Raw genomic sequence first — 21,945 nt, forward strand, 5'->3', positions numbered from 1 at the left:
TTTTACTTATGAATCTTGTTGTTCACTATCAAGTTCGACAACAAAAGCGATGTTTTGTTGGCAAATGATTTTGACTTGCTCACCGACAGCAATTTCACTGCCATCGGCCACGGCTGGCCAATCTGAGCCATTAAATCGAATTCGTCCTTGTTGTTCCCCTGGACCAATCGTTTCTTTTACGGTAGCGATTTGCCCATAAACATCAATGCCTTCATCCGTGTTGTCCACATGGGTATCGCCCCCAATCATTTTTTGGGTAAGCCCTCGAAACAGTAAAAGCAACACGATTGAGGTAATAAACCACAAGGTTAAACTTTGGTTGAGCCCTTCTACCACCCCACCCCACAACATGCTGGAGACCACCAAACAAGCAACCCCCAATAAGATCACAATGCCGCCGGGTAGGATGATTTCAGCAAGGATCAAAAACAACCCAATCAACGCCCATATTACGATGGGATCAGTTAAAGACATAATACATCCTTGAAATATCGGTGAAACAATAACCCTAATATACGCATGGGGTTTCATTCTGTCGACATATTATGTCAATTTAATGAAAACTTTTTAAACAAACTTACGAGTTATTACTCAGTCATACTGTTTATATTTGAGAAAAACAATAAATTTTCACATTGATAATTTATGGCGTAATAATTATACTGCCAGCAATTGTTCAATGGTGGACCCTATAATGACATTTTTTAAATCTGTATTAGCCACGGTCGCAATCGTATTTGGGATATGGCTACTGGTACTCTTTCAGCCTACACCAGTAGAAGCGAATGCCGCTCAAGCATCAACACAAGTTTCAGAAAATGAAACAGCAGAGCCTTCAGTAAAACCACAAAATTTAACAGCGCTTCCAAAAGCCATTGCAGGTATTACAAAAATGACCAAGCTTGATGCCATACCAAGCCTATGGTCGGAATTTTTGCAATCTCAAACGTTTACCTCAAAGTTCACAGGGGCGCCAATCAAATTGTACGTCGTGTACCAAGACATCAGCTCTGATTACTCTGAAGCTAAGGTTACGATTGGACTCGATGCATCGAGTTTACACACCAGTAAACATTCAGTGGCATTACCTGAAGCAGATGACTTTGATGAGTTACTGCCAAAAGGAAAGTATTCCACCAAACAGTTAATCCAAGGTTGGAACAACATCAACTACGCTCGCCCAATTGATATGGTATTAGAGGTCAATGATCTTGGTGCTAATGGCGAACTCAAATCCACTCAATTATTTGTTCACTATCAATAGGGGAATATCGTTATGAAGTTTATGTCTCAAGTATTCTCAGAAAATGCCTTGCCGTACATCGAAGCATGGATTGACAATAACTTTTTACTGCTAGCTTTAGCTATTTTTGGCTTAGAGATCATCCGCTATGCGGTTAAGAAAAAGCTCACTTTAAACCTTATCGGTGACAGTATCACCAACTTCATCACCTTAGGGTTTTTGTTTGCGATCATCTTCGTGGTCGGTTTAGCTTATCTTGGTGCGTTTTATTATTTCTATAACAATTGGAGTATCACCCACTTACCCATTACTGGCTGGACAATCTTAGCCTGTTTGATCTTGGCAGATTTAGCCTACTATTGGGAACACCGTTTTATGCACGTAAGCGGTTTTGCATGGGGAACCCACACTGTACACCACAGCTCGCCTTACTTTAATATTTCGGTAGCGTATCGCTTTGGTCCGTTAGATTGGTTCTTCCCATTCTTCTTCCACTTACCACTAGTATTGTTAGGCTTTAATCCGCTAATGGTATTGATGTGTGAAACTATCGTTCAGGTGTTCCAAACTCTGCTACATACCGAAGCGGTAAAAAAATTCCCACGTCCAGTTGAAGCAGTATTTAATACGCCATCGCACCACAGGGTTCACCACGCGACCAACAAGCAATATGTGGATAAGAACTATGCTGGGATCTTGATCATCTGGGATCGCATGTTTGGTACCTTCGCCCGCGAAGAAGAAAAAGTGAAATACGGTGTTTATCCAAAAATTAATACCGTGAATCCATTCAAAGTATACTTTGGTGGCTATACCAAACTGGCTAAACAACTGTGGAATGCACCTTCATGGGGCTACCGCTGGAACTTGTTAGTGAAACCACCAATTTGGGCTTGGGAGCAAGAACAAGCCGCGAAAAGACAGCAACAACAATAGGTTCCCAACTCTCCTAGGGTATTTCCCTTCACTGATCCATACTTAGTGAAACCGTGCCCTAGGAGACCCATCTTGGATAAGTCAAAACACTGGACGAAAGTGCAACTCCTGCACGACAGCGTCAACAATTCCAACATCATCATTCAAGGCAAACACAGTTACTACAGCGACTATTTAGACGCTGGATTTGAACCATCCGTGGTACGCTACCTTTATGGCGATCACGCCACCAAAGACAAAACACCTCGTTGGACTATTGATAAACTGTATATTGGCGACTATGTCTGCATTGCGCCTGAAGTCGTCATTTTAATGGGCGGTAATCATACCCATCGTGCCGATTGGTTCTGTTTGTATCCTTTCTCTGAACACATAGAAAACGCTTATATCGGTAAAGGTAATACTCATATTCATAGTGGCGCTTGGTTGGGAATGCGAGCCATGATCATGCCTGGAGTAACCATAGGCGAAGGAGCCGTCATTGGCGCCAACAGTGTTGTGACTAAGGATGTTCCACCTTACTGCGTTTATGCAGGAAATCCCGCTAAATTGGTGGCCAAAAGATTCAGTAAGGATGTAATTGACACCTTACTGTCGCTCAACATTTACCAGTGGTCAGAAGACAAGTTTAAAGCACTGCGCCCATATTTATGTGCCAATGACTTAAATGCCTTACAGGTTGCCATTGATCAATATGATTCAGAGCAAAATATAAAGCCCTGATATTGGTTGAACAATAGCAGGGCTTCAGATTGAGTTTGCTATAAAAGCGCAATTAAACCAATTTACGTGCCGTATTCACTACGATATTCACAGCATGGCTTTCAGTTTGCTTCATGGTTGCTTCATCTGGGATCTCTTGTTGAGTACGATTAACAATCACACCTGCAACACAACCTGCTTTCCAACCTTGTGAAGCACACATAGTAAACAGAGTCGCTGACTCCATTTCATAATTCAGTACGCCCATGTCTTGCCATTCTTTCATTGAGCCAGCAAAACGACGTGTCACTCGACCCGTTACCGTATCGTAACGCTCTTGACCTGGGTAGAAAGTATCAGAAGATGCCGTAATACCAACATGTGGTTCAAGACCAGCATCACGACACGCTTCAACCATAGCGGTCGTACAATTAAAATCAGCCACCGCCGGGAATTCCATTGGTGCAAAGTGTAAGCTCGCACCGTCAAGGCGAACCGAAGCTTGGCTGACAATCACATCACCCACGTTTACGTGACTTTGAATCGCACCAGTCGTCCCAACACGTAAGAAAGTATCGATACCCAATTGCGCCAATTCTTCTACCGCAATAGACGTTGACGGACCACCGATACCGGTTGAGCACACCACAACGGGCTTACCATCTAAGTAACCTAGATAGCTGGTGTACTCGCGGTGACTGGCTAAAAACGTTGGGTTATCCATTAGTTCGGCAATGCGTTTTACACGCTCAGGATCACCCGGCACGATTGCTACATTTGCCCCATCTAACATGGCTTTGGTTAACCCAAGGTGAAAGACATCTGACATTTTAAAACCCCTTGTTATTTCTTTTAAATTTTTATCTGCACTCAGAGTAACCCAGTTGCTTTTATTATGAGGTTAACTGGATCACACTCTGTATTTTTAATGTGTTAACAACATGTCCCTATGGGGGATCCCATCTTCTAAATACATGTCTGAATTCGGCTCAAATCCTAAGCTTTCATAAAAGCTCATCAAATATTCTTGCGCTCCAATTTGAACACCGGCTTTGGGCCATTGCTTTTGTGTGCATTCCAAAGCAGCTTTCATTAGCTGAGTCGCTAATCTTTGCTGTCGGTATGACTCAGCCACCAAGACTCGACCAATACTGGCTTCTGGGTAACTTACCCCTGGCGGTAACACTCGGCAATAAGCCGCTATATTACCATCTTCTGCAACGAACCATATATGGTAAGCATCTGAATTTCTGTCTTTTTCATCCAGTTCTGGATAAGGGCAATTTTGTTCGACCACAAACACATCCACTCTGACCTTTAACAACGCATACAATTCATGAGTGGATAGTTCAGAAAATGATTTAATAACCGTTTGCATTATTCTTTCACCCATTCCCCATTTGGTTTCGGTTTTACCCAAGTATGGGAAAACCAATAATATCGATTGCTGGTTTTGCTTGGTACGGTGCAGTTATAACGAGAGCGACCCGCGGCTAACGCTCTTTTAGCTTGAATAGTAAAGGTATTGTCATTTATCCATACAGGCAAATGTGCACCTTGATGAGAGACGTAACACATCAATTGAGATTTGCGAATATCATGAGTATCTATGGTTAAGGTTAACGTCGGCCTGTGCTGGTCTTTATCAATTTGCGATTCAATCGGTTGCTGCTTGAGCACAGGCATGGCTAAGCTATGGATCTTAACTTTTAGTGCAGACATTTTGGAAAAGGGCACCGCTACAGGAAAGCGCGGCAATGCGGTAAGTGATGAGTATACGCCTGCCGCACCAGAGTGCTGACCAAATGCCACATACCCCATCTCGGTTAACATCCTCATAATGTGAGTATTGTACTCACCATATGGATAAGCTAAAGCTTTAAAGTTTTGCCCAGTGTACTGCTTGATAATGGTTTCATTTTTCTCAATATTGCTCTTAATGCGAGTAAGCCACTGTGTTTGGGATTCATTAGGACGCATACGAATAAGGTGCACATGGTCATAAGTATGATTCATGATTTCCGCCCCTTCCTTGGCAATGGTTTGGATCTGCTTCCAGCTCATCATATTTTTGAAACCTTGCTCAATGGGCTTTGAGGCCAAAAACATCGTATATGGGAAGTCATACTCATTTAAAATCGGTCGTGCATTTTCATAAATGGTGCGATAGCCATCATCAAAGGTAATGGCGACGGTTTTATTGGGCAGAGTTTGCTTTTTTTTCAACGCTGTGATGACCTTACTTAAAGGCACCACATTAAACTCATGATCAACAAGATACTGCATCTGCTCAGCAAACTGCTCTGGAGTAACACTGGTGATCGCTGGTGTATCACTCGAAACGTGGTGATACTGTAAAATCACCGTTGCTTGTACTGACGATATTACAAAAAAACCTAAAATTAAGATAAGCTTGCACACTAATTTCATGAAATTTGATTTCCTATGAGTCGGTTTTCCATACTCTTTTGCAAAGATCAGCATAGACGCCTGTGGTCACTGGCGATCCCCATTATCATTTCCAACATCAGTGTACCATTGCTAGGACTTGTAGACACAGCCATGGTGGGGCATTTATCCGAAGCCTATTACTTAGGAGCCGTTGCCCTTGGCTCAACAGTAATCAGCTTAATGATATGGCTTTGCGGTTTTTTACGTATGTCCACCACAGGATTAACCGCACAAGCCAGTAGATCTGACAGTGACCAAGCCAGATTATTAGTACAAGGTGCTGCAATGGCAGTAGTACTGGGGCTAGGTATCTTGGTGTTTCAACAGCCGATCATTCAATTGGCATTGACCTTAAGTGACACTAGCCAAGAAGTCGCTCATTACTTTCAACAATACGTCAGTATTCGTATCTGGTCGATGCCATTGGCTTTGGTGAATTTAGTGATGCTTGGGTGGTTGCTGGGGAAACGCTTGCCAAAGGTCGCCATGTGGCAACTGATCATCGCCAACAGCGTTAATATTGTATTAGATTTTTGGTTTATCTGGGGATTAGGTTTAGGTGTTGCCGGCGCTGCATGGGCTTCTGTTTTTGCCGATTTTACGGCATTTATCATAGCCAGTTACTTTGTATTTCAACAATGGAAAAAGTTACCACTACCAGATATTAATATCATCGAACTACTGAAACAGGCGGGCTATCGGCAACTGTTAAGCCTCAATAGGGATATCTTCATTCGTAGCCTATGTTTACAACTAACACTGGCCTTTATGACGTTTTATGCCGCACGATTAGGAGACAATGTCCTCGCCGCCAATGCAGTGCTTCTGAATTTGCTGTTATTGATCTCCTATGCTCTAGATGGTGTCGCATATTATGCCGAAGTGGAAGTGGGAGAGGCTTACGGTAAACAGCAATGGCAAAAATTAACCGAATCTGTATGGCTGGCGTGGTTTTGGTCAGGAGTGATTGCTCTCGGATTCGCATTTATATTCTACTTCAGTGGCACCTATTTAATTGCATTATTGACGGATCTTCCTGATATTCGCTCTACGGCAAATGATTATTTAATCTGGTTGGCTTTATTACCTTTATGGAGTTTTAGCTGTTACCTATTTGATGGCGTTTATATTGGTTTAGCTAAAGGTAAAATCATGCGAAATAGCATGATATTTTCTACTCTAGCCGTGTTTTTTCCACTGTGGTGGCTTACTCAGACATTTGGTAACCATGCTCTCTGGTTGGCACTCAGTGGTTTTATGCTTAGCCGAAGCCTGACGCTAGGCTTACACTATAAAATGATGCGAGCGAGAATTAATAGCTAGGGGGTGTTATCCATTCCCAGCGGAAACGGATTTAAGTCATCCTTTTTAGGCTGCGCTGCAGTTTGTGACATGGTTTCTACCATCTCCTCAAGCGTAGGAGGATTATCAAAATCAAATTGCATTTCATCATCAGCCTGTTCCGTCAAGGTAGTGTCTTCTTGTTCTTCTTCGGCAAAAGTTGAAGGGTTACTGATGCCTGAATCATTGCTATTGGTGCTATACGTACTTGCTGGCCTTGGAAGTTGTCCTTGTGAACCGGTCGCAGCCAATGATGGAGTGACTCCCTTTCCCTGCTCCGTTTCTTTATTACCATTAGAGTGTTGATTGGGAAATCCCGATACTGGAGTAACAGCAGGGGAAGGCTCAGCAGATGAAATTCTAAAGATAGGGTTAGGAGTTTGCGCAGCGCTACCATGAGCACTATCTGTGACCGGAGAAGTTCGTGCCGATGTTACTGTTCCATGGCTTGGCGTCGCCAACAGCTGAAGCTTGTTAGGTCGTGATTGTGACTGACTTTTTGAATAATCCATATGAGATTGTACAAGCTCATCACGCATTGGGTTTACGCCATGCAGGTTTCGAACGGCTGCCGTTGATGAAGTTAAATAAGGTAAATCGCCATCACTATTCGATTGCTGGTTACTGAGTGGTCTATTTGTCTCTGTTCGAGCGGCCAAATGAGAGGCTTCACTTTGTGTTCTGTGAAGTTGAGGTTGCTCCCTTATACCAGATAATGGCAGTTCAGGTGTTAAGCCTTGAGGACTCAAAGTAGAAGAAGTTGACGTTTGCTTTTCATCTTCATCTTCGACAGTTTTAATTGAAGCGGGAACCATCCACACCTGTGACTCCCTATCCCAAACAGATGAAGAACCTGGATAACAGTATGTTCTGGAGTCGTCAGAATCTTCGTTCTCTGTCGTTTCAACCACTTGCACAGGTGTACTTCGGCTACGTGAAAAACGAGAAGTTTTTTTCGGTTTGACTTTAAGTTCTCGTTCTAACGTTGTCCGCTTATCCTGAAGAATCTCAGCAAGCTCAGTCTTACCCAAAGTACGTGCTAATTGTTCTGCCGTTTGCATCCCCCCATTGTCCATATTAAGTAAGGGGAGGCTCACCTTAACGATATCCGAAGAACATAAATAGCGCACCACATCTGTTCTTCCATATTTAACCAGCAAGTGTAAAACACCATCACTATCAACGTCACGATCTGCCAATCCATAATAATGTTGTATCCCTCCACCACGAGGAACCATGACAAAATCACTGTCATCACCACTACCGCCGTAAGTACGCCGATCTTCTATTTCAAGTAAATGCAATATGGTATCAAGATCACTGTATTTGCATGCAACGTGTAACAAGTTAGAACCACGATATCGATGTTCACTGGCACTTGGATAACATTGCGCAGCCATATCATGTAACTTTTTACTTATCCTTCTATTATCTGTAACGACTGCAATTAACAGAGGGTCTAACTTCCCATAATCATCCCAAATATTTTCAAGGTGTTGCAGTAAGGTGCGAGACTCTTGTCCATATGGCGTGATCATACTTGGTCGATTGAGTCTATTTACACTTGCATCACTATCGTCATCACTTACTGGAATACTCATTGGTTCAGGCAATAATGCTGTTGCAAGTAGCTCTTTAGACGGTAATCCATCTCTCAACATAAACAACTGTTCGTTAGGCGTAAAACCTTTTCGTTCTTCTATATCACCCATCGCATAATCGTAGTAGAGAGCAACTAAACTGGCTTGCTGATTAAGCACCGCCCTAAGTAATGGCGATACTCCATCTCTGTCTGGTATCAACAATAATTTTGGTCGAACGTCTAAAAGAGTTCTAATCTGTTTGATATTTTGCTTTGATTCCGTCATAGCAAAATGATGCAGTATGGTATAACCATCACGATCAGGCTTAGGTAACAGTGATGAATGGTTATTATTGTTCATATACCCTATCAGGGTATTCATCATATTCATCGTAAAACCAGACTTTGGATCATTTATTCCTCTTAAAGCAAGATGAATGACATTCTCGCCGTGTGCTTCAATTCCAAAACCTACATCTCCACTTTGTAACAATATTCCCTTAACACAAGCATAGAAATCGCCATTAACCTCATCTAGGCTATCTGAGCTTTTGGCCTCAGCTACAGCCTCACTATTACACAGTATCGCCACTTGCAGTGGAGTATAGCCCTCATTATTGGCCTGCAATAAACAAGGTGAAAACTCTTCGTTATAATTCTCTAATAAATGCCTTAATGTTTTAAAATCACCTTTTAGGCACAATCTGTGTAGTGCGTTGTTACCTCTATGATCAACAGCCTGAAAACTCCCTGTTTCAAGCCCTTCAGCTGATTCTAGCCAACCTTGCTTTTTCATCTCTTCAGCTATTTGTTTCATGACGGGGACAGGGGCTTTTGCCCCTTTTTTGGCTAAAAATTCTAGAAGACGAAGCGATGCTCGCTTATTTTCAGCCGCAAGTTGTAATACAGTTTTTCCTTGTCCGTTTCTTTCAAGTTCTGATACAGTTTTTCCTTGTCCATTTCTTTCATTTAAGCCTAATCCACCTTTTTCTAACCTTCCCTTGTCGAACTCATGCATCACCACCAAATGAGGTAAAGGTGGCACTTTTTCTGTTTCAAGTAATATTGGTAATAAGCCTGGTTCATGTATGGCAACAAGATGTAATACATTATTACCTTCAGCGTCTACCTCATATAAGTCTGGTTCCTGACAGGTTAAGAGCTCCCGAATACATGCGATTTTTTTGTCTTCTTCTAAATTGGCTTTTATTACCGTATGCAATGGTAAATCACCAAATTTATTCCGAGTACCTGTATACACTCCACATTTACTTAATGTAGCAATAACTTCGGGCTTTCCACATTTTGCAGCTAAGTGATGGAAGGTGTTACCTTCTTCATCACAATACCAGTACTGATTTTCCACTGTCTCTGCTGGTATTTCGTGAATGCAGTAGCGTATAAGTACTTCTAGTAATGGCGTGTTTCCATTTTCAATAGCAGATACAACTTGTGCTTTTAACCAATTCGGATCTTTTCCGTTTTCTTCACCTTTTAGTAATAATAATTGTATCAACTCAGCATACTCAGCCTGTTGATGAAGACGTCGGAAAAAAATAAGTTCTAATGGCGTTAGACCGTGAACATTCCTTAAATTGGGTTCAAATGCGGGTATTAATTCTAATGGCTTTTTAGCTTCAGGTGGCTGCTCGAGGCCTCTAAGAGTGAGAATTCTAATTGCCAGAGCAGGCTGATTGCTCTCTATAGCTACATGTAAGGCAGTGTCGCCACCATCATCACGCGTGTTAACACTACTTTCGCCCTGAGTACAGGCGAGTAACTTTTGTTCAAAATGGTGCTCGGTAACGTCGTCGCGAGTGCCAAAATGACGAACAACCTCATGTAAACGAGTATTATTGACGGAAGCTGGCTTACGGACTGTTATTCGAAAAAAACTTTTGAAAATATCAATCACTTTTTGAATTTTCTTTTTGCACGCAATATGGAAAGGAGTGATGCCATGAGCATTTGCCATATGCACGTAACCAGGACGATAGCTAACTATAGCTTCGACCATTTCTTGATTATTCATACGAGTAGCGATATGAAGCGGTGATTCCTCCCAACTTGCATCAGGTTTAACAGTTATCATTTCAAAGCCATCGACCTCTTTGGTCTTATCAATTTCAGCATCAACTGCTCTAACATCGACATCCCAGCTGACTTCTACAGTATCACCATTTTCGCTTTCAACGCTTGTCTGTTCACCTTGCTGATCTTCTTCTAACGCTTCCCCCCAATTTAGCGTACGCTCGTTTGTGACCCAAACAACGGAAGAAAATTCATATAAATCATCCAGCTTGGGAGCAAACTTTTTTTCATCGGATATAGAAATGAGATGTAACACCATATCTTTGTTATTATGAGAACACGCAATATGAAGCGGAGTTTGGTTGTTATCATCTTTTGCTGAAATATCAATAACAGGATTCAAACGATTTCCAAAATAACATAATTCCGTTAGCTCAATGACCAGCTCCAAATTATTAGCGTCACAGGCCAAATGCAGTGGTGTTTGACCTGTAGTATTTTTTCGATTTAGCAAGTCCGTGTAGCATTGACGATTAGTAGCATGTTGTCCTGCAACACATTGAGCAAGGGGTTGAGGAGTATCTTGTTCCATAGCATAGCTCGGTCCCAAAACAAGATGGTGTTTGAGATAATGAATTATTTTCTTAAGTTCACCAGTCTCTTGTTTACGACAAGCAAGATGGAATACATTTTCTTGCTGTTCATTTTGGAGTGTTAAATCCAAATGTTGATGACAAAGTAATTCCGTTATGGCTTCAGCTTTTCCCAAGTTTACCGCTAACATCAAGGGGCTATTTTTTTCAGAATCAACCGCGTTAACTTTGTAAAGAGGAGCGGATACTAGCGCCTTGATCACTCCAATATTACCCTGCCTTATAGCAAGGTGAAGCGCAGTGTCACCTTGTTGATTTCTAGCAGTCACAATAGCGGGGGCGGTAAAAGTATCCAGCAAGGCTAAAGCATGAACCACATGCTGTCTTGAGCGAGTTGCTGCAATATGAACAAAGGTACACTTAGCTTGATCAACGACATCTAGTTGTAACGGAGAGTGAGGAGGAGACTGAATAATGGCATTTAGCTGTTCTTGAACCTCGACTGCACTTCTGTATTGAAAAATCGCATGTAAAATATGACTTCCGCGAGAATCACAAGCATTAAAGTCGACTTTATCGCAACTGACTAACACAGACATAACTGATAAACGATGTAGTCTAGAGGCCAGATGCAATAACGTAACTCTACATTCTTCTGTGCCCCACTTTTGATTCACACATGCTCTACGACAGGCACCATAATTAAGCATTGTACGGACATTGCATTCATCCCCTAGCACCACAGCTAACTGTAGTGGTGTGAAGCCCGCATTACCCTTCTGTTTTAACTGTTCCTCAGTCACTTGTGCTTGTTTTAATAGCCATTCAAGCTCTTCTGATTTCCCCATAGAAGCCAATAAATGTAAGGTATTGTTGAGACATGAAGTATTTTGAATTAAGGATACTTTTATTCCTTTTCCTACCGTTTTTAAGCGTTGCGCTAAACCTTTTTGACCACTCAAAATGCACTGTTGCAATGGAGTTATACGTTGGGTCGTCAATTGTTGATCAAACTGACGTAGCCCAAGCACTTGGCTAACTTCTTCCGCCCTCTGAGAAACATTGTTCACTCGATTAGAAAACTCTTCAGTGATTGGCAATGAACATTGGTTCAATACAGAAGGATTTTGCTTAGCAATGGTCTCTGCCATTGCACCATCATCTTGATGTTTTGAAGCACAGGCCAAATGCAATGGGGTGTAGCCTTTTTTATCCGTACTCGTTAGATCAATAGACTTGTGGCTACACAGCAGCTTAACGAGATCTACATTTCCCTTATCTATGGCAATATGTAATGCCGTTCTCCCCTGATTATTTTTAGCATTAACATCAACATAAGACTGCTCAAGAAGATACTTAACAATTTCATACCGTTCCTTTCGACATGCTAAATGGAGAATATAACGGAAAAAAAAGGTTCGTTCTTTCATTTGGTATTGTCTAGCAATACCTCCCTCCTCCAATTGCTGCTTAACTTCTCCTAAGTTACCTGAACTCACAGCATTACGTAACACCCCCATATTGGAAGAACTATTTGGTGATACGACCCAAGTGCCCGTTTCGATACGTTCTGAATTTGCATCTCGACGACTGGGACCTCTTCTTCGATTCGCATTCTCGGAAGTTGCCGGACTTTCTTGCCATTTTGTTGAGCCTCTCGTTTGAGTCAGTTCAATTTTAACTCCAACCAAACCAAGTAACTGCTGAGCCCATATACTTTTAAAGGGCCTACCCATGCTGTCTTTACTGGTATCATTACAAAGCGTTACCAACGCCTCTTTCATTAAGTCATCACCCAAAATACGTCTTCTTAAAGCGGCAACATACCCAAGCTCTGCTTGTGATAATGAAGGGCGATGTAAATACATATCATAGGCAAAGTGAGCTAACCCTTCAGCATCCTTTGTTCGTGTGAGTTTAATCCAGTGCCACAAGAAAGGCTCTACGGCGTACTCAGGCAAGGATGGAATAATATCTGTCACGACTTTTTCATAGCTTGGGTTGGTTTTTTCTTTTTTGCCGGTAAATTTAAAACAACACCCATGCTCTCCTGAAAAAGTGAAATTCCGACCTACTAACTGAGGTTCTAAAGTCGGAATTTGAGGTAATACTGCTAATGCCTTTTGCTGAGTAATAGCCATTGAGGTGAGCATTTCCTCTGGGATTTTTGGGCTATTATGCCTTCCTAAAAAGTGTCCAGTATGTGCATCATAGTTAAGCCCACAATTCGGTTCTCTTAGTCTAAATAATTGCATCAATCCTGTTTGAGCAGGTGAGCCATGGCTATAACATTTGCTGTCGTCAGCCACGATTAGGTTAATATGTCGACAATATAGCTGAGCACCAAAATTTAGCACATTTAGAATACGGCAGCGCTGTTGTAGCTCAGGCATCAATTCTTCATCTTGTGCCTCTAATACACTAGCAACAGGTTTACCCCACAGGTTTCTTTCAACAGGCGCGGTATAATCAACTCCCATCCTTGGCGCTAACTCTCCCAAAATCTCTAATATTCTTCTGTGTTGATGTTTTACAGAACCCGAGCTTGTACGTCCCGGCTTGTACACATCGACATATTCTTGTAAGTTCGGCTCGCCGCCTTTTCCGATTTGTGTCAAGGTGGTATTGATACTACCTACTTTGATGTTGCCGTGCTCATCAAAGCGCTCAAAACCACGCTCACTCTGCATGACGGTTTCAAATAACAGTCTCGTTCTTAGGTGTAGATGAATATGAAGCAGACCTTGGTTACTGAGCGCCACATCTTGATGTATTTGTTCAAAAGAAAAAGAGTCTGAATAAGACAGTTGTAATGCTATGACTTTAAGTGCTTGTTGATTGCATGGCATATTAGGATCACCACAGATACGATTTCGAAATCTCCTAATCGCCTCGGCAAAATTCTTAATATTTTTATCGCTTGGTTGACCATTTACCTGATTAATCAAATGGTATTGGAGTAACTCCCAGTCAATGGTTCGATGAGAGTCGATGAGCTGCTGCTCAAACATCGGCTTAAGGATATTGATGTCTTCAACTAATTCAGACCAAATAGGGTTTAACTCTGGATTTATCGAAGCCGTGCTGAGTTCATTTTCACATAATGAGGGTATTACATCAGCGGTTTGCACCTGTTGTGTGCCAACTGATGTGGGTGCTGGTTGTGTTAACACTGCTGAAGAACTAGCCATAACATTACCCCCCTCTTTTTGCGAGTAATGAGTTAAAAATATCGGGCTTTAAGCTTATGTACAGTGAAATTTTATTAATAACTTTTGAATTTTATTGCTAATAAAGTGAATTTTTTATCAAGGCAATAAAAATCTATGTTAGAACTAACATCATTTATTAAGGGAGGCGTAGGCTTTCTCTAATTCTTTATGTAAAAAATAAATTTAAAAATTTGTATTGATAAAAATGCCTTATATAAAGAAAGTTTAATTTATGAGCATTTACTACTATTTGCCTACATTTTTATTATCAACCGTTAAAAATAGCGAAAAACCACAATCACTTTAAAATGGTAACAAACCCCACCTTGTACATAAAACACCCAATGAATTTCAACTATATGCTGAAAGTTCAATTAAAATCACCAATCTAAGATGAATTTATTAGAACAAAAAGAACCTATATATTCAAAAGATGCAGGTATAGAAACCGTTAAAAAAAGGGTTTTGATTTAAAATGCTAGAGAATAAACGACATAGGTATATTCTCTGCGATTTCAATACATATAGGTGATACTTGAATTATGCAACTTATAGGACTAATTCAGCGTTGCAATATTCGAAGTATGAAAAAGAAGAACTCGTGGGCTAATTTAAGCTTTTATTACAAAGAAAAATCAACGCTGAAAAGCCCACACAGTGAGAGTTTAAGAACTTAATAAAAAGAGTGGTCACCACGTTGGTGATCGGTGGCATCGACGACACCAGTCAGCTCACCAGGGAATTGATCTAATAATTGCTTTTCAATTCCATCTTTAAGTGTCACATCTACTTGAGCACAGCCATTACAGCCACCACCAAATTGAAGTACCGCCACACCTTCTTCAGTTAGCTCCGTCAATAAAATATTACCGCCGTGACTCGCAAGCTGTGGATTGATCTCAGACTGGATCACATATTCGATACGATCTTTCAGCGGCGCATCATCCGCCACTTTACGCATTTTGGCGTTTGGTGCTTTTAAGGTCAGTTGAGAGCCAAGTTGATCAGTCACAAAGTCAATGCTCGCTTCTTCTAAAAACGGCGCACTTTTTTCATCGACCATTGCACTGAAGCCATCAAAATCCAGTTGAATATCATCTTCTTCCACGGCATCTGGTGGACAGTAAGACACACCACATTCCGCCGATGGCGTACCAGGGCTAATGACGAATACACGAATATGTGTGCCCTCTGGCTGATCCGCCAATAGTTTTACAAAATGCTTTTGTGCTGCTTCAGAAATGCTAATCATGCCGACCTACTTCAATACCTGAGTTATTCACTAAGTTATAGTCGCTAATGATACTCTTTGTTGCTGAAAGTGTGTAGCCTTTATCACGGTTTCATTAAATGTTAACTTGGTCACATAAACATCATTTCCAATAAACGATACCATAACAATGAAAAAACTTGCGCTCTTATCCTTAAGCTCTTTGCTATTAAGCAGTAGCCTTTTAACCTCGGCTCACGCAACCATTCAGACGGAATTTGAATTACCTTCAGTTCAATATACATCTAACTTGATGACACCAGAAAATTATCTAGGTTATCCATTGGGTGAGTGGCATCTGCGCCATGACCAACTCAATGGCTATTTAAAACTACTGGCGCAACAAAGCGCAAAAGTATCGTTAGAAGACACGGGATACAGTCACGAGCGTCGTCAGCAACTTTCTGTGGTGATCACTTCTGAAGAAAATCAACAACGTCTAAATGAGATCATCAATCAACGTGCCACCGTCAAAACAGGTAATAAAGTTGATGGTCCATTAGTGGTTTGGTTGGCGTACTCGATTCACGGTGACGAAGCCAGCGGCGCTCATGCTGCGATGGCATTGAGTTACTACTTGAGTGCCAGTAATGAACCTTGGGTAAAGCAGTTATTAGATGACATGGTGGTGATCGTCACTCCAAGTCAGAACCCTGATGGCATGGATCGCTTTGCCAACTGGGCAAACAACAATCGCAGCAACGTTTTAAATCTTGATCCTAACAATCGTGAGCATCATCAGCATTGGGAACGAGGTCGTTTTAATCATTATCTCGCCGATCTCAACCGTGACTGGCTGTTCCTCCGTCATCCTGAATCTCAAGGACGTGTGGCGTTATTTCACAAGTGGCAACCGCATTATGTGGGTGACTTTCACGAAATGGGGCATCGTTCTAGCTACTTCTTCCAACCGGGCGTACCAGAGCGCACTCATCCGTTAACCCCAAAGCAAAACCAAGCACTCACCGATAAAATTGCCAACTATCATCGCTCAGAGCTGGATAAAATGGGGCAGCCCTATTTTTCTAAGCAATCGTTCGATGACTTCTTCTATGGCAAAGGCTCAACCTACCCCGATATCAACGGTGCGATTGGAGTATTGTTCGAACAAGCCAGTGCACGAGGTAAAGGGGTAGACTCTCCAAATGGTGCAGTGACATTAGAGCGAGCTATTCAGAATCAATTTGCCACCTCTATCTCTAGCCTTAAAGGCACATTGGCACTGAAAAAAGAGCTACACGACTATCAAGCCGAGTTTTTTGATAAGCGCCGTAATAAAGCGGGACGTCAGGAAGGGGTATTGCTCAGCGCCAAACATGATCCACATCGTTTACAACAATTTGCCGAGATCTTAGCTCAGCATAATATTGATTTTGAGTATCTGAATCGTGATATCAAACAAAACATGCTAACTTTTGCTAAGCAAGACTCGTTGTTTATTCCTTATGCTCAACCTCAACATGCCTTGACCCGTGCCTTATTTGACAAGCGTCAGTCGTTTAAAGACGAAACGTTTTACGATGTATCAAGCTTCGACCTATCGGCGGCATTCGATTTACAGTTGGCTGAAGAGGTCAATATTTCCAATAAATACCTGACTTCAAGCGTTAAAAGACATACACCAAATGAAATCGCTCCAGATTCAGTAGCCGTTTTAATTGATTGGCAACAGTCTAATGCGGCACCATTCTTACAAAGCTTGCTGGCTAAAGGCATTGATGCCAAATTTAGTACTAAGCCTTTAACGGTAACCGCTGGCGAGAAAACAAAGACGTTAGGCTCTGGCACCCTACAAATTTTACTTAAGCAGGATGATGTTAACCGCGATAGCTTAGTAACAACAATTAAAACCGAAGCTAAGCGACACAATTTAAACATTACCCCTGTTTCTACCTTTGCCGCCGTATCGGGTATTGATTTGGGCAGCCCGAACTTTGTTCCTGTAACGCCAGTAAAACCGCTATTGGTAACCAGTGATAGCACAAATCCGATGGAAGTCGGTCAGCTATGGAACTTCTTAGATAACACCTTAAATATGCCGGTAACCCTAGTGGATGCTGATAACCTTAGCCGTATTAACTTAAATGATTACAGCCACGTCCTATTTGCTCACGGCTGGTATGCTTCGTTAACGGCTAAAACCGCTGACAAACTAAAACGATTTGCCCAAAATGGTGGCACCATTGTCGCTCAAAAAGCCGCGGTAAGCTGGCTTAAACAACATAAGCTTCTTCAAACGGAAGTGTTTAACAGTAAACAAGCTAATGAACTGTTTGATACAAAAGGGTTAACCTTTGGTGACCAAGAAAATCTGCGTGCTCGTAAAACCATTGGTGGCGCAATCGTCAATATTGATTTAGACAATAGCCACCCATTAAACTTTGGTGTCACCAATACTCGTATTCGTCTGATGAAAAATCATATTGTGGCATTTGAAGCTCCAAAAGCATCCTTTATCAGTGCAGGACAATATCATCAGTCACCACTGGCAAGCGGTTATATGGCGCCGGAATATCAACAGCATTACCCTAAACTTCATTCCATGATCGCCGAGCGACTCGGTCGAGGACGTGTGATTGGCTTTGCAGAAAACCTAGTTTTCAGAAACGTATGGCTGGGCAGTGAAAAAATCTATAGTAACGCCCTGTTTTTCAGTAACGGGCTATAGAGCTTATGAACCAAGCGATGCAGTAAAGCGCTGCATCGCTTTATCGAAAATTGGTAACACATCTTTAATCACGGTATGGCATAACTTAAATAATCATCAGCTGAACATATAATCGGAGTCAAATGGAACCTGTACTCTTAGTCATCACCTTCTTATGTGGAATACTGATAAGTCGTTTAGGGTTTCCACCATTAATTGGATATTTGATTGCTGGTTTTGCTTTATCTTATGTAGGAATTAAAGAGAGCAGCATCCAGTTTCTTCACCAAGTTTCAGAACTTGGAATAACCTTATTGCTGTTCGCAATTGGCTTAAAGCTCGATATCAAGAGCTTATTTAAAAAAGAAGTCTTAGCCACCTCCAGTATTCACTTATTAGGCTCAATATTATTCTTTATTCCCCTGCTTAAATTACTTGGTTACATTGGGCTTCAACAAATTACTGACCTCGACATTAACCAACTATTTATCATCGGTTTTGCTTTAAGTTTCTCAAGTACCGTATTTGCGGTTAAAACCCTAGAAGAGCAAGGTAATATACAAGCCCTCTCGGGTAGAATCGCCATTGGGATCTTAATCATACAAGACATCTTTGCTGTCGCCTTTCTTACCATATCTAAAGGTGAGATACCTTCAATTTGGGCACTTTGCTTGTTATTACTCCCTCTTTTAAAACCAGTGCTCTATCACATCATGGACAACATAGGGCATGGCGAACTCATGGTGCTGTTCGGGTTGGTTATGGCGTTAGTTTTAGGTGCTTGGACTTTCCAATTACTTGGCTTAAAAGCTGACTTAGGTGCATTGATCATTGGGGTGCTATTATCGGGACATACCAAAGCATCTACACTTTCTAAGTCATTATTCTATTTTAAAGAAATATTCTTAATCGCGTTTTTCTTAAGCATTGGTCTCAACGGCTTTCCAAGCCTACAAGACATCACTTTAGCTTTACTGCTAGCACTATTCTTGCCATTCAAAGTCGCTCTATTTCTTATCCTATTAACTCGCTTTCGCTTACGTTCACGAACGGCCTTATTCAGTGCATTTAATCTGGCCAATTATAGTGAATTTGGATTAATTGTTATGGCTGTGGCCATCAGCATGGGAATAATATCGCCACAGTGGTTAGTGATATTAGCTATAGCACTGAGTATTAGCTTTGTAATCGCCGCACTGCTTAATGCTTATGTTGATCCCATATACAATCGGCTAGAACAAACACTATTAAGACTCCAAGCTACAGCCCTCCATCCGGAAGACAGCCCTATCACACTAGGAACACCACGCTTCTTAATTCTAGGTATGGGGCGAATAGGCTCCGGAGCCTATGATGCCTTAAAAAATAAATACGGCTGTGAAGTATTAGGGATTGAACACAAAACTGAACTGGTTGAATTTCATCAATCTGCTGGACGTAATGTCGTACAAGGAGATGCCTCTGATTGTGACTTTTGGAAAAAAGTCGATAACTTACGGTGTATCGAACGCGTGTTTCTCGCGATGCCAAAGCATTCAGGTAACATCTCAGCCATTGAACAACTTAAAGAGCAAAGCTATCAAGGTAAATTCAGTGTGCTAATTCTCAATACTGAAGATGCCAAATCAATTGAAGAACTTGGAGTCGATAATATCTACAACCTCTATGATCTCGCTGGTGTCGGTTTTGTTGAGCAAGTAATAAGTGAAAATAAGGAGTGATATTAGAAGCACTTGGTGCATGTTCATTGCGAGCCACTTTTTATCTTCTAGGCTCGATTCGATCAACTTCAAAGAGCAAATGAAATAACAGTAGTTTTGTATGCCATTGTCTCGTCCTAAAATACGTTGACGGTTTTAATGTAAATCCAAGAGCATTTGCTCTTGGATTTTTTTATGCACTTGGTTCGGTGTTTTCATCTCTAAACTTAAATGCGGTCTCATATCGTTGTATATCGCTATTGATTCATCGATGAGCAACTTTAATTCATCAATATTTTTACATTGATATACAAGGAACTCCTGCTTCAGTATACCATTCACCCTCTCTGCGAGTGCATTTTGATAGCAGTCATAACCATCAGTCATTGAGGGTATTATATTATTTTGCTTAAGTTTATTCTGATAAATAGCAGAGCAATATTGTAACCCTCTGTCTGAGTGATGAATTGCGTTACGTCTATAACACCTATGGCTAACAGCCATATCTAGCGCTTTAACCACGTCTGTCGCTTTCATTCCATCACTTAATTCATAGCCCATTATTTTTCGACTATAAGCGTCAGTGACAAGCGAGAGATAATGCACACCATCATCACTTTCCACATAAGTGATATCACTTACCAAGACTTCTTCAGCTCTTTGTGGCGTGTAATCCTTTAACAAATTCGGATGCTTTTTCATCCAATGCTTACTGTTAGTCGTTTTCCTATAACTACGCTTGGGTTGAATTAGCAGGTGTTCTTCCCTCAGATAGTCGAATAGGCCATCTCGCCCGAGCTTTATGCCTTCCTCCATAAGTTGAGGCTTCAGAAGATAGTACAGTTTCCTACCGCCTAATCGTGGCATAAATCGCCGTAACGCTAGCACCATATTTTTTACTGGAGCTAACATGATAGCCCGTTTTTTATCTCTATATTCCCTTTGATAAATTGATTGCCTCGTCATGCCAAGAAGCTTACAAGCCTTGCTTAAACTTACTTGCTTTTGTACCTGAAGGTTTCTTGCTCCTTGGCTATAAGCTTTTTTCGCAACCCTATACCATGTTCAGCATCAATAATATCGACGACTTCATTAAGTAATAGGTTACGTAACTTTTCATCCTTCAACTCTCGCTCTAAGCGCTTAATCTTTTGAGCTGGTGTTTCTTTGGCTTTAGGTGATTTAGACATGGTTATTTTCGGTGGTTGACACCAATCTAGCTTACCGTGTTTTCTCAACCATGTAAGTACTGTTGAGCGACCTTGGATACCATAGATTTTTTGAGCTTGCTTATAGGTCATATCACCTTTTTCAACAGCTGCAACAACCTGCAATTTAAAGCCTAATGAATAATCACGTTGTGTACGTTTTATATAGGTAGGATCTGGGTTTGTCATAATAAGTCCTAAATGTGTAAACACATTTCAGGACGGGACACATTTAATACGAAAAAAGCCCTAGCTTTTAGCTAGGGCTTTTTCTTATTTGGCGTCTGGCAATGGTCAGCTTCGGGCAAGCCCTCCGCGCTTCATAAAAGCATCAAGCCATGCTTGATAAACGCTTTCACTCCGCCCTACTCCACATGGGTAATACTGCATGCAAACAACGCATACCACTTTCTATACTCCCCATGTTCGATATAATTATTATCAAAGCTAAAACGCAAAAATCCCCTTAGCATAAGCTAAGGAGATTTGCGTATTTGGCGTCTGGCAATGACCTACTCTCACATGGGGAAACCCCACACTACCATCGGCGAGGCTGCGTTTCACTTCTGAGTTCGGGATGGGATCAGGTGGGACCACAGCTCTATTGTCACCAGACAAATTCTTTTCAATTTAAATAATGGTGCTGATACCCAGAATCGAACTGGGGACCTCATCCTTACCAAGGATGCGCTCTACCGACTGAGCCATATCAGCAAATTCTTCAAGTCTAATCTGACTTGTATCTTCACTTTTAGTGCCAGTAAAGATTTAATAATCTTATCTACTTATGTAGATTTATCGGTTGTGTAAGGAAATTTTGAATTGAGAAGCGCAGTGTACGCTAGTACTTGAGCATCGCAAATATCAAAAGTTGCAATCACAACTAGATAAATTTGGCGTCTGGCAATGACCTACTCTCACATGGGGAAACCCCACACTACCATCGGCGAGGCTGCGTTTCACTTCTGAGTTCGGGATGGATTCAGGTGGGACCACAGCTCTATTGTCACCAGACAAATTCTGTTATTT

13 protein-coding genes, 1 tRNA gene and 2 rRNA genes are annotated in these 21,945 nt (G+C 41.4%); 6 read left to right on the forward strand and 10 right to left on the reverse strand.

Translation table 11 applies throughout. The annotated features are described in order from the left end of the window. Positions 1–6: 6 nt before the first annotated feature. Entirely contained in the window at positions 7–474 is a 468-nt protein-coding gene (locus E2H97_RS16170) for an NfeD family protein (RefSeq protein WP_133408097.1), read from the reverse strand. Positions 475–694: 220 nt separating this feature from the next. On the opposite strand from E2H97_RS16170, the gene E2H97_RS16175 reads away from it, so the two are divergent. The 3 genes from E2H97_RS16175 (at position 695) to E2H97_RS16185 (ending at position 2,902) form a co-directional block, all read left to right on the forward strand. After that, entirely contained in the window at positions 695–1,264 is a 570-nt protein-coding gene (locus E2H97_RS16175) for a hypothetical protein (RefSeq protein ID WP_133408098.1), read from the forward strand. 12 nt (positions 1,265–1,276) lie between these two features. Next, positions 1,277–2,179: a sterol desaturase family protein gene (locus tag E2H97_RS16180; RefSeq protein ID WP_133408099.1), complete on the forward strand. Its 903-nt coding sequence runs from the start codon at positions 1,277–1,279 to the stop codon at positions 2,177–2,179. Positions 2,180–2,248: 69 nt separating this feature from the next. Continuing rightward, a complete protein-coding gene (locus E2H97_RS16185; protein ID WP_218938260.1) occupies positions 2,249–2,902 on the forward strand; it encodes a CatB-related O-acetyltransferase in 654 nt (217 codons plus the stop codon). A 52-nt stretch (positions 2,903–2,954) separates the two neighbouring features. Here E2H97_RS16185 and udp read toward each other — a convergent pair whose 3' ends face one another. The 3 genes from udp to E2H97_RS16200 form a co-directional block, all read right to left on the reverse strand. Continuing rightward, the gene (udp, locus tag E2H97_RS16190; RefSeq protein WP_133408101.1) at positions 2,955–3,710 is read right to left on the reverse strand and encodes a uridine phosphorylase; all 756 of its coding nucleotides are present in this window, start codon (positions 3,708–3,710) and stop codon (positions 2,955–2,957) included. 96 nt (positions 3,711–3,806) lie between these two features. Beyond that, positions 3,807–4,259, reverse strand: a complete 453-nt coding sequence (locus E2H97_RS16195) for a GNAT family N-acetyltransferase (RefSeq protein ID WP_133408102.1) — start codon at positions 4,257–4,259, stop codon at positions 3,807–3,809. Continuing rightward, positions 4,259–5,311 (reverse strand): polysaccharide deacetylase family protein, encoded by a 1,053-nt coding sequence (locus E2H97_RS16200; RefSeq protein ID WP_133408103.1) that lies wholly within the window; start codon positions 5,309–5,311, stop codon positions 4,259–4,261. The genes E2H97_RS16195 and E2H97_RS16200 overlap by 1 nt, the downstream gene beginning before the upstream one ends. 15 nt (positions 5,312–5,326) lie before the next feature. Here E2H97_RS16200 and E2H97_RS16205 point away from each other — a divergent pair, with 15 nt between their 5' ends. Continuing rightward, a complete protein-coding gene (locus E2H97_RS16205) occupies positions 5,327–6,655 on the forward strand; it encodes an MATE family efflux transporter (protein ID WP_133408104.1) in 1,329 nt (442 codons plus the stop codon). Here the strand turns inward: E2H97_RS16205 and E2H97_RS16210 are convergent. Both E2H97_RS16210 and nfuA read right to left on the reverse strand, forming a co-directional pair. Then, entirely contained in the window at positions 6,652–14,070 is a 7,419-nt protein-coding gene (locus E2H97_RS16210) for an ankyrin repeat domain-containing protein (RefSeq protein ID WP_133408105.1), read from the reverse strand. The genes E2H97_RS16205 and E2H97_RS16210 overlap by 4 nt on opposite strands. Before the next feature lie 694 nt (positions 14,071–14,764). Next, positions 14,765–15,343: a Fe-S biogenesis protein NfuA gene (gene nfuA, locus E2H97_RS16215; RefSeq protein WP_133408106.1), complete on the reverse strand. Its 579-nt coding sequence runs from the start codon at positions 15,341–15,343 to the stop codon at positions 14,765–14,767. Positions 15,344–15,491: 148 nt separating this feature from the next. Here nfuA and E2H97_RS16220 point away from each other — a divergent pair, with 148 nt between their 5' ends. Together E2H97_RS16220 and E2H97_RS16225 are read left to right on the forward strand one after the other, a co-directional pair. Next, on the forward strand, positions 15,492–18,029 hold the full coding sequence (locus E2H97_RS16220) for a M14 family zinc carboxypeptidase (RefSeq protein WP_133408107.1): 2,538 nt from the start codon (positions 15,492–15,494) through the stop codon (positions 18,027–18,029). Between the two features lie 122 nt (positions 18,030–18,151). After that, positions 18,152–19,729, forward strand: coding sequence for a cation:proton antiporter family protein (locus tag E2H97_RS16225; protein WP_133408108.1), 1,578 nt, complete (start codon positions 18,152–18,154; stop codon positions 19,727–19,729). 135 nt (positions 19,730–19,864) lie between these two features. On the opposite strand, the gene E2H97_RS16230 is transcribed toward E2H97_RS16225, so the two are convergent. The 4 genes from E2H97_RS16230 to rrf (E2H97_RS16245) all read right to left on the reverse strand — a co-directional run bounded on the left by E2H97_RS16230 (position 19,865) and on the right by rrf (E2H97_RS16245) (position 21,930). Then, positions 19,865–21,105, reverse strand: a protein-coding gene (locus E2H97_RS16230) for an IS3 family transposase (protein WP_133406468.1) whose coding sequence is annotated in 2 segments (ribosomal slippage) — positions 19,865–20,745 and positions 20,745–21,105 — 1,242 coding nt in all. Because the reading frame shifts where the segments join, the coding sequence is not laid out codon by codon here. Between the two features lie 310 nt (positions 21,106–21,415). Next, positions 21,416–21,531, reverse strand: a 5S ribosomal RNA gene (gene rrf, locus E2H97_RS16235). A 23-nt stretch (positions 21,532–21,554) separates the two neighbouring features. After that, positions 21,555–21,630 (reverse strand) — tRNA-Thr (locus E2H97_RS16240). A gap of 184 nt (positions 21,631–21,814) precedes the next feature. After that, positions 21,815–21,930: ribosomal RNA gene (rrf, locus tag E2H97_RS16245) — 5S ribosomal RNA — on the reverse strand. Between the last annotated feature and the right edge of the window lie 15 nt (positions 21,931–21,945).

It is taken from the genome of Parashewanella tropica, from assembly GCF_004358445.1.
In the GTDB taxonomy this organism is placed as follows: domain Bacteria; phylum Pseudomonadota; class Gammaproteobacteria; order Enterobacterales; family Shewanellaceae; genus Parashewanella; species Parashewanella tropica.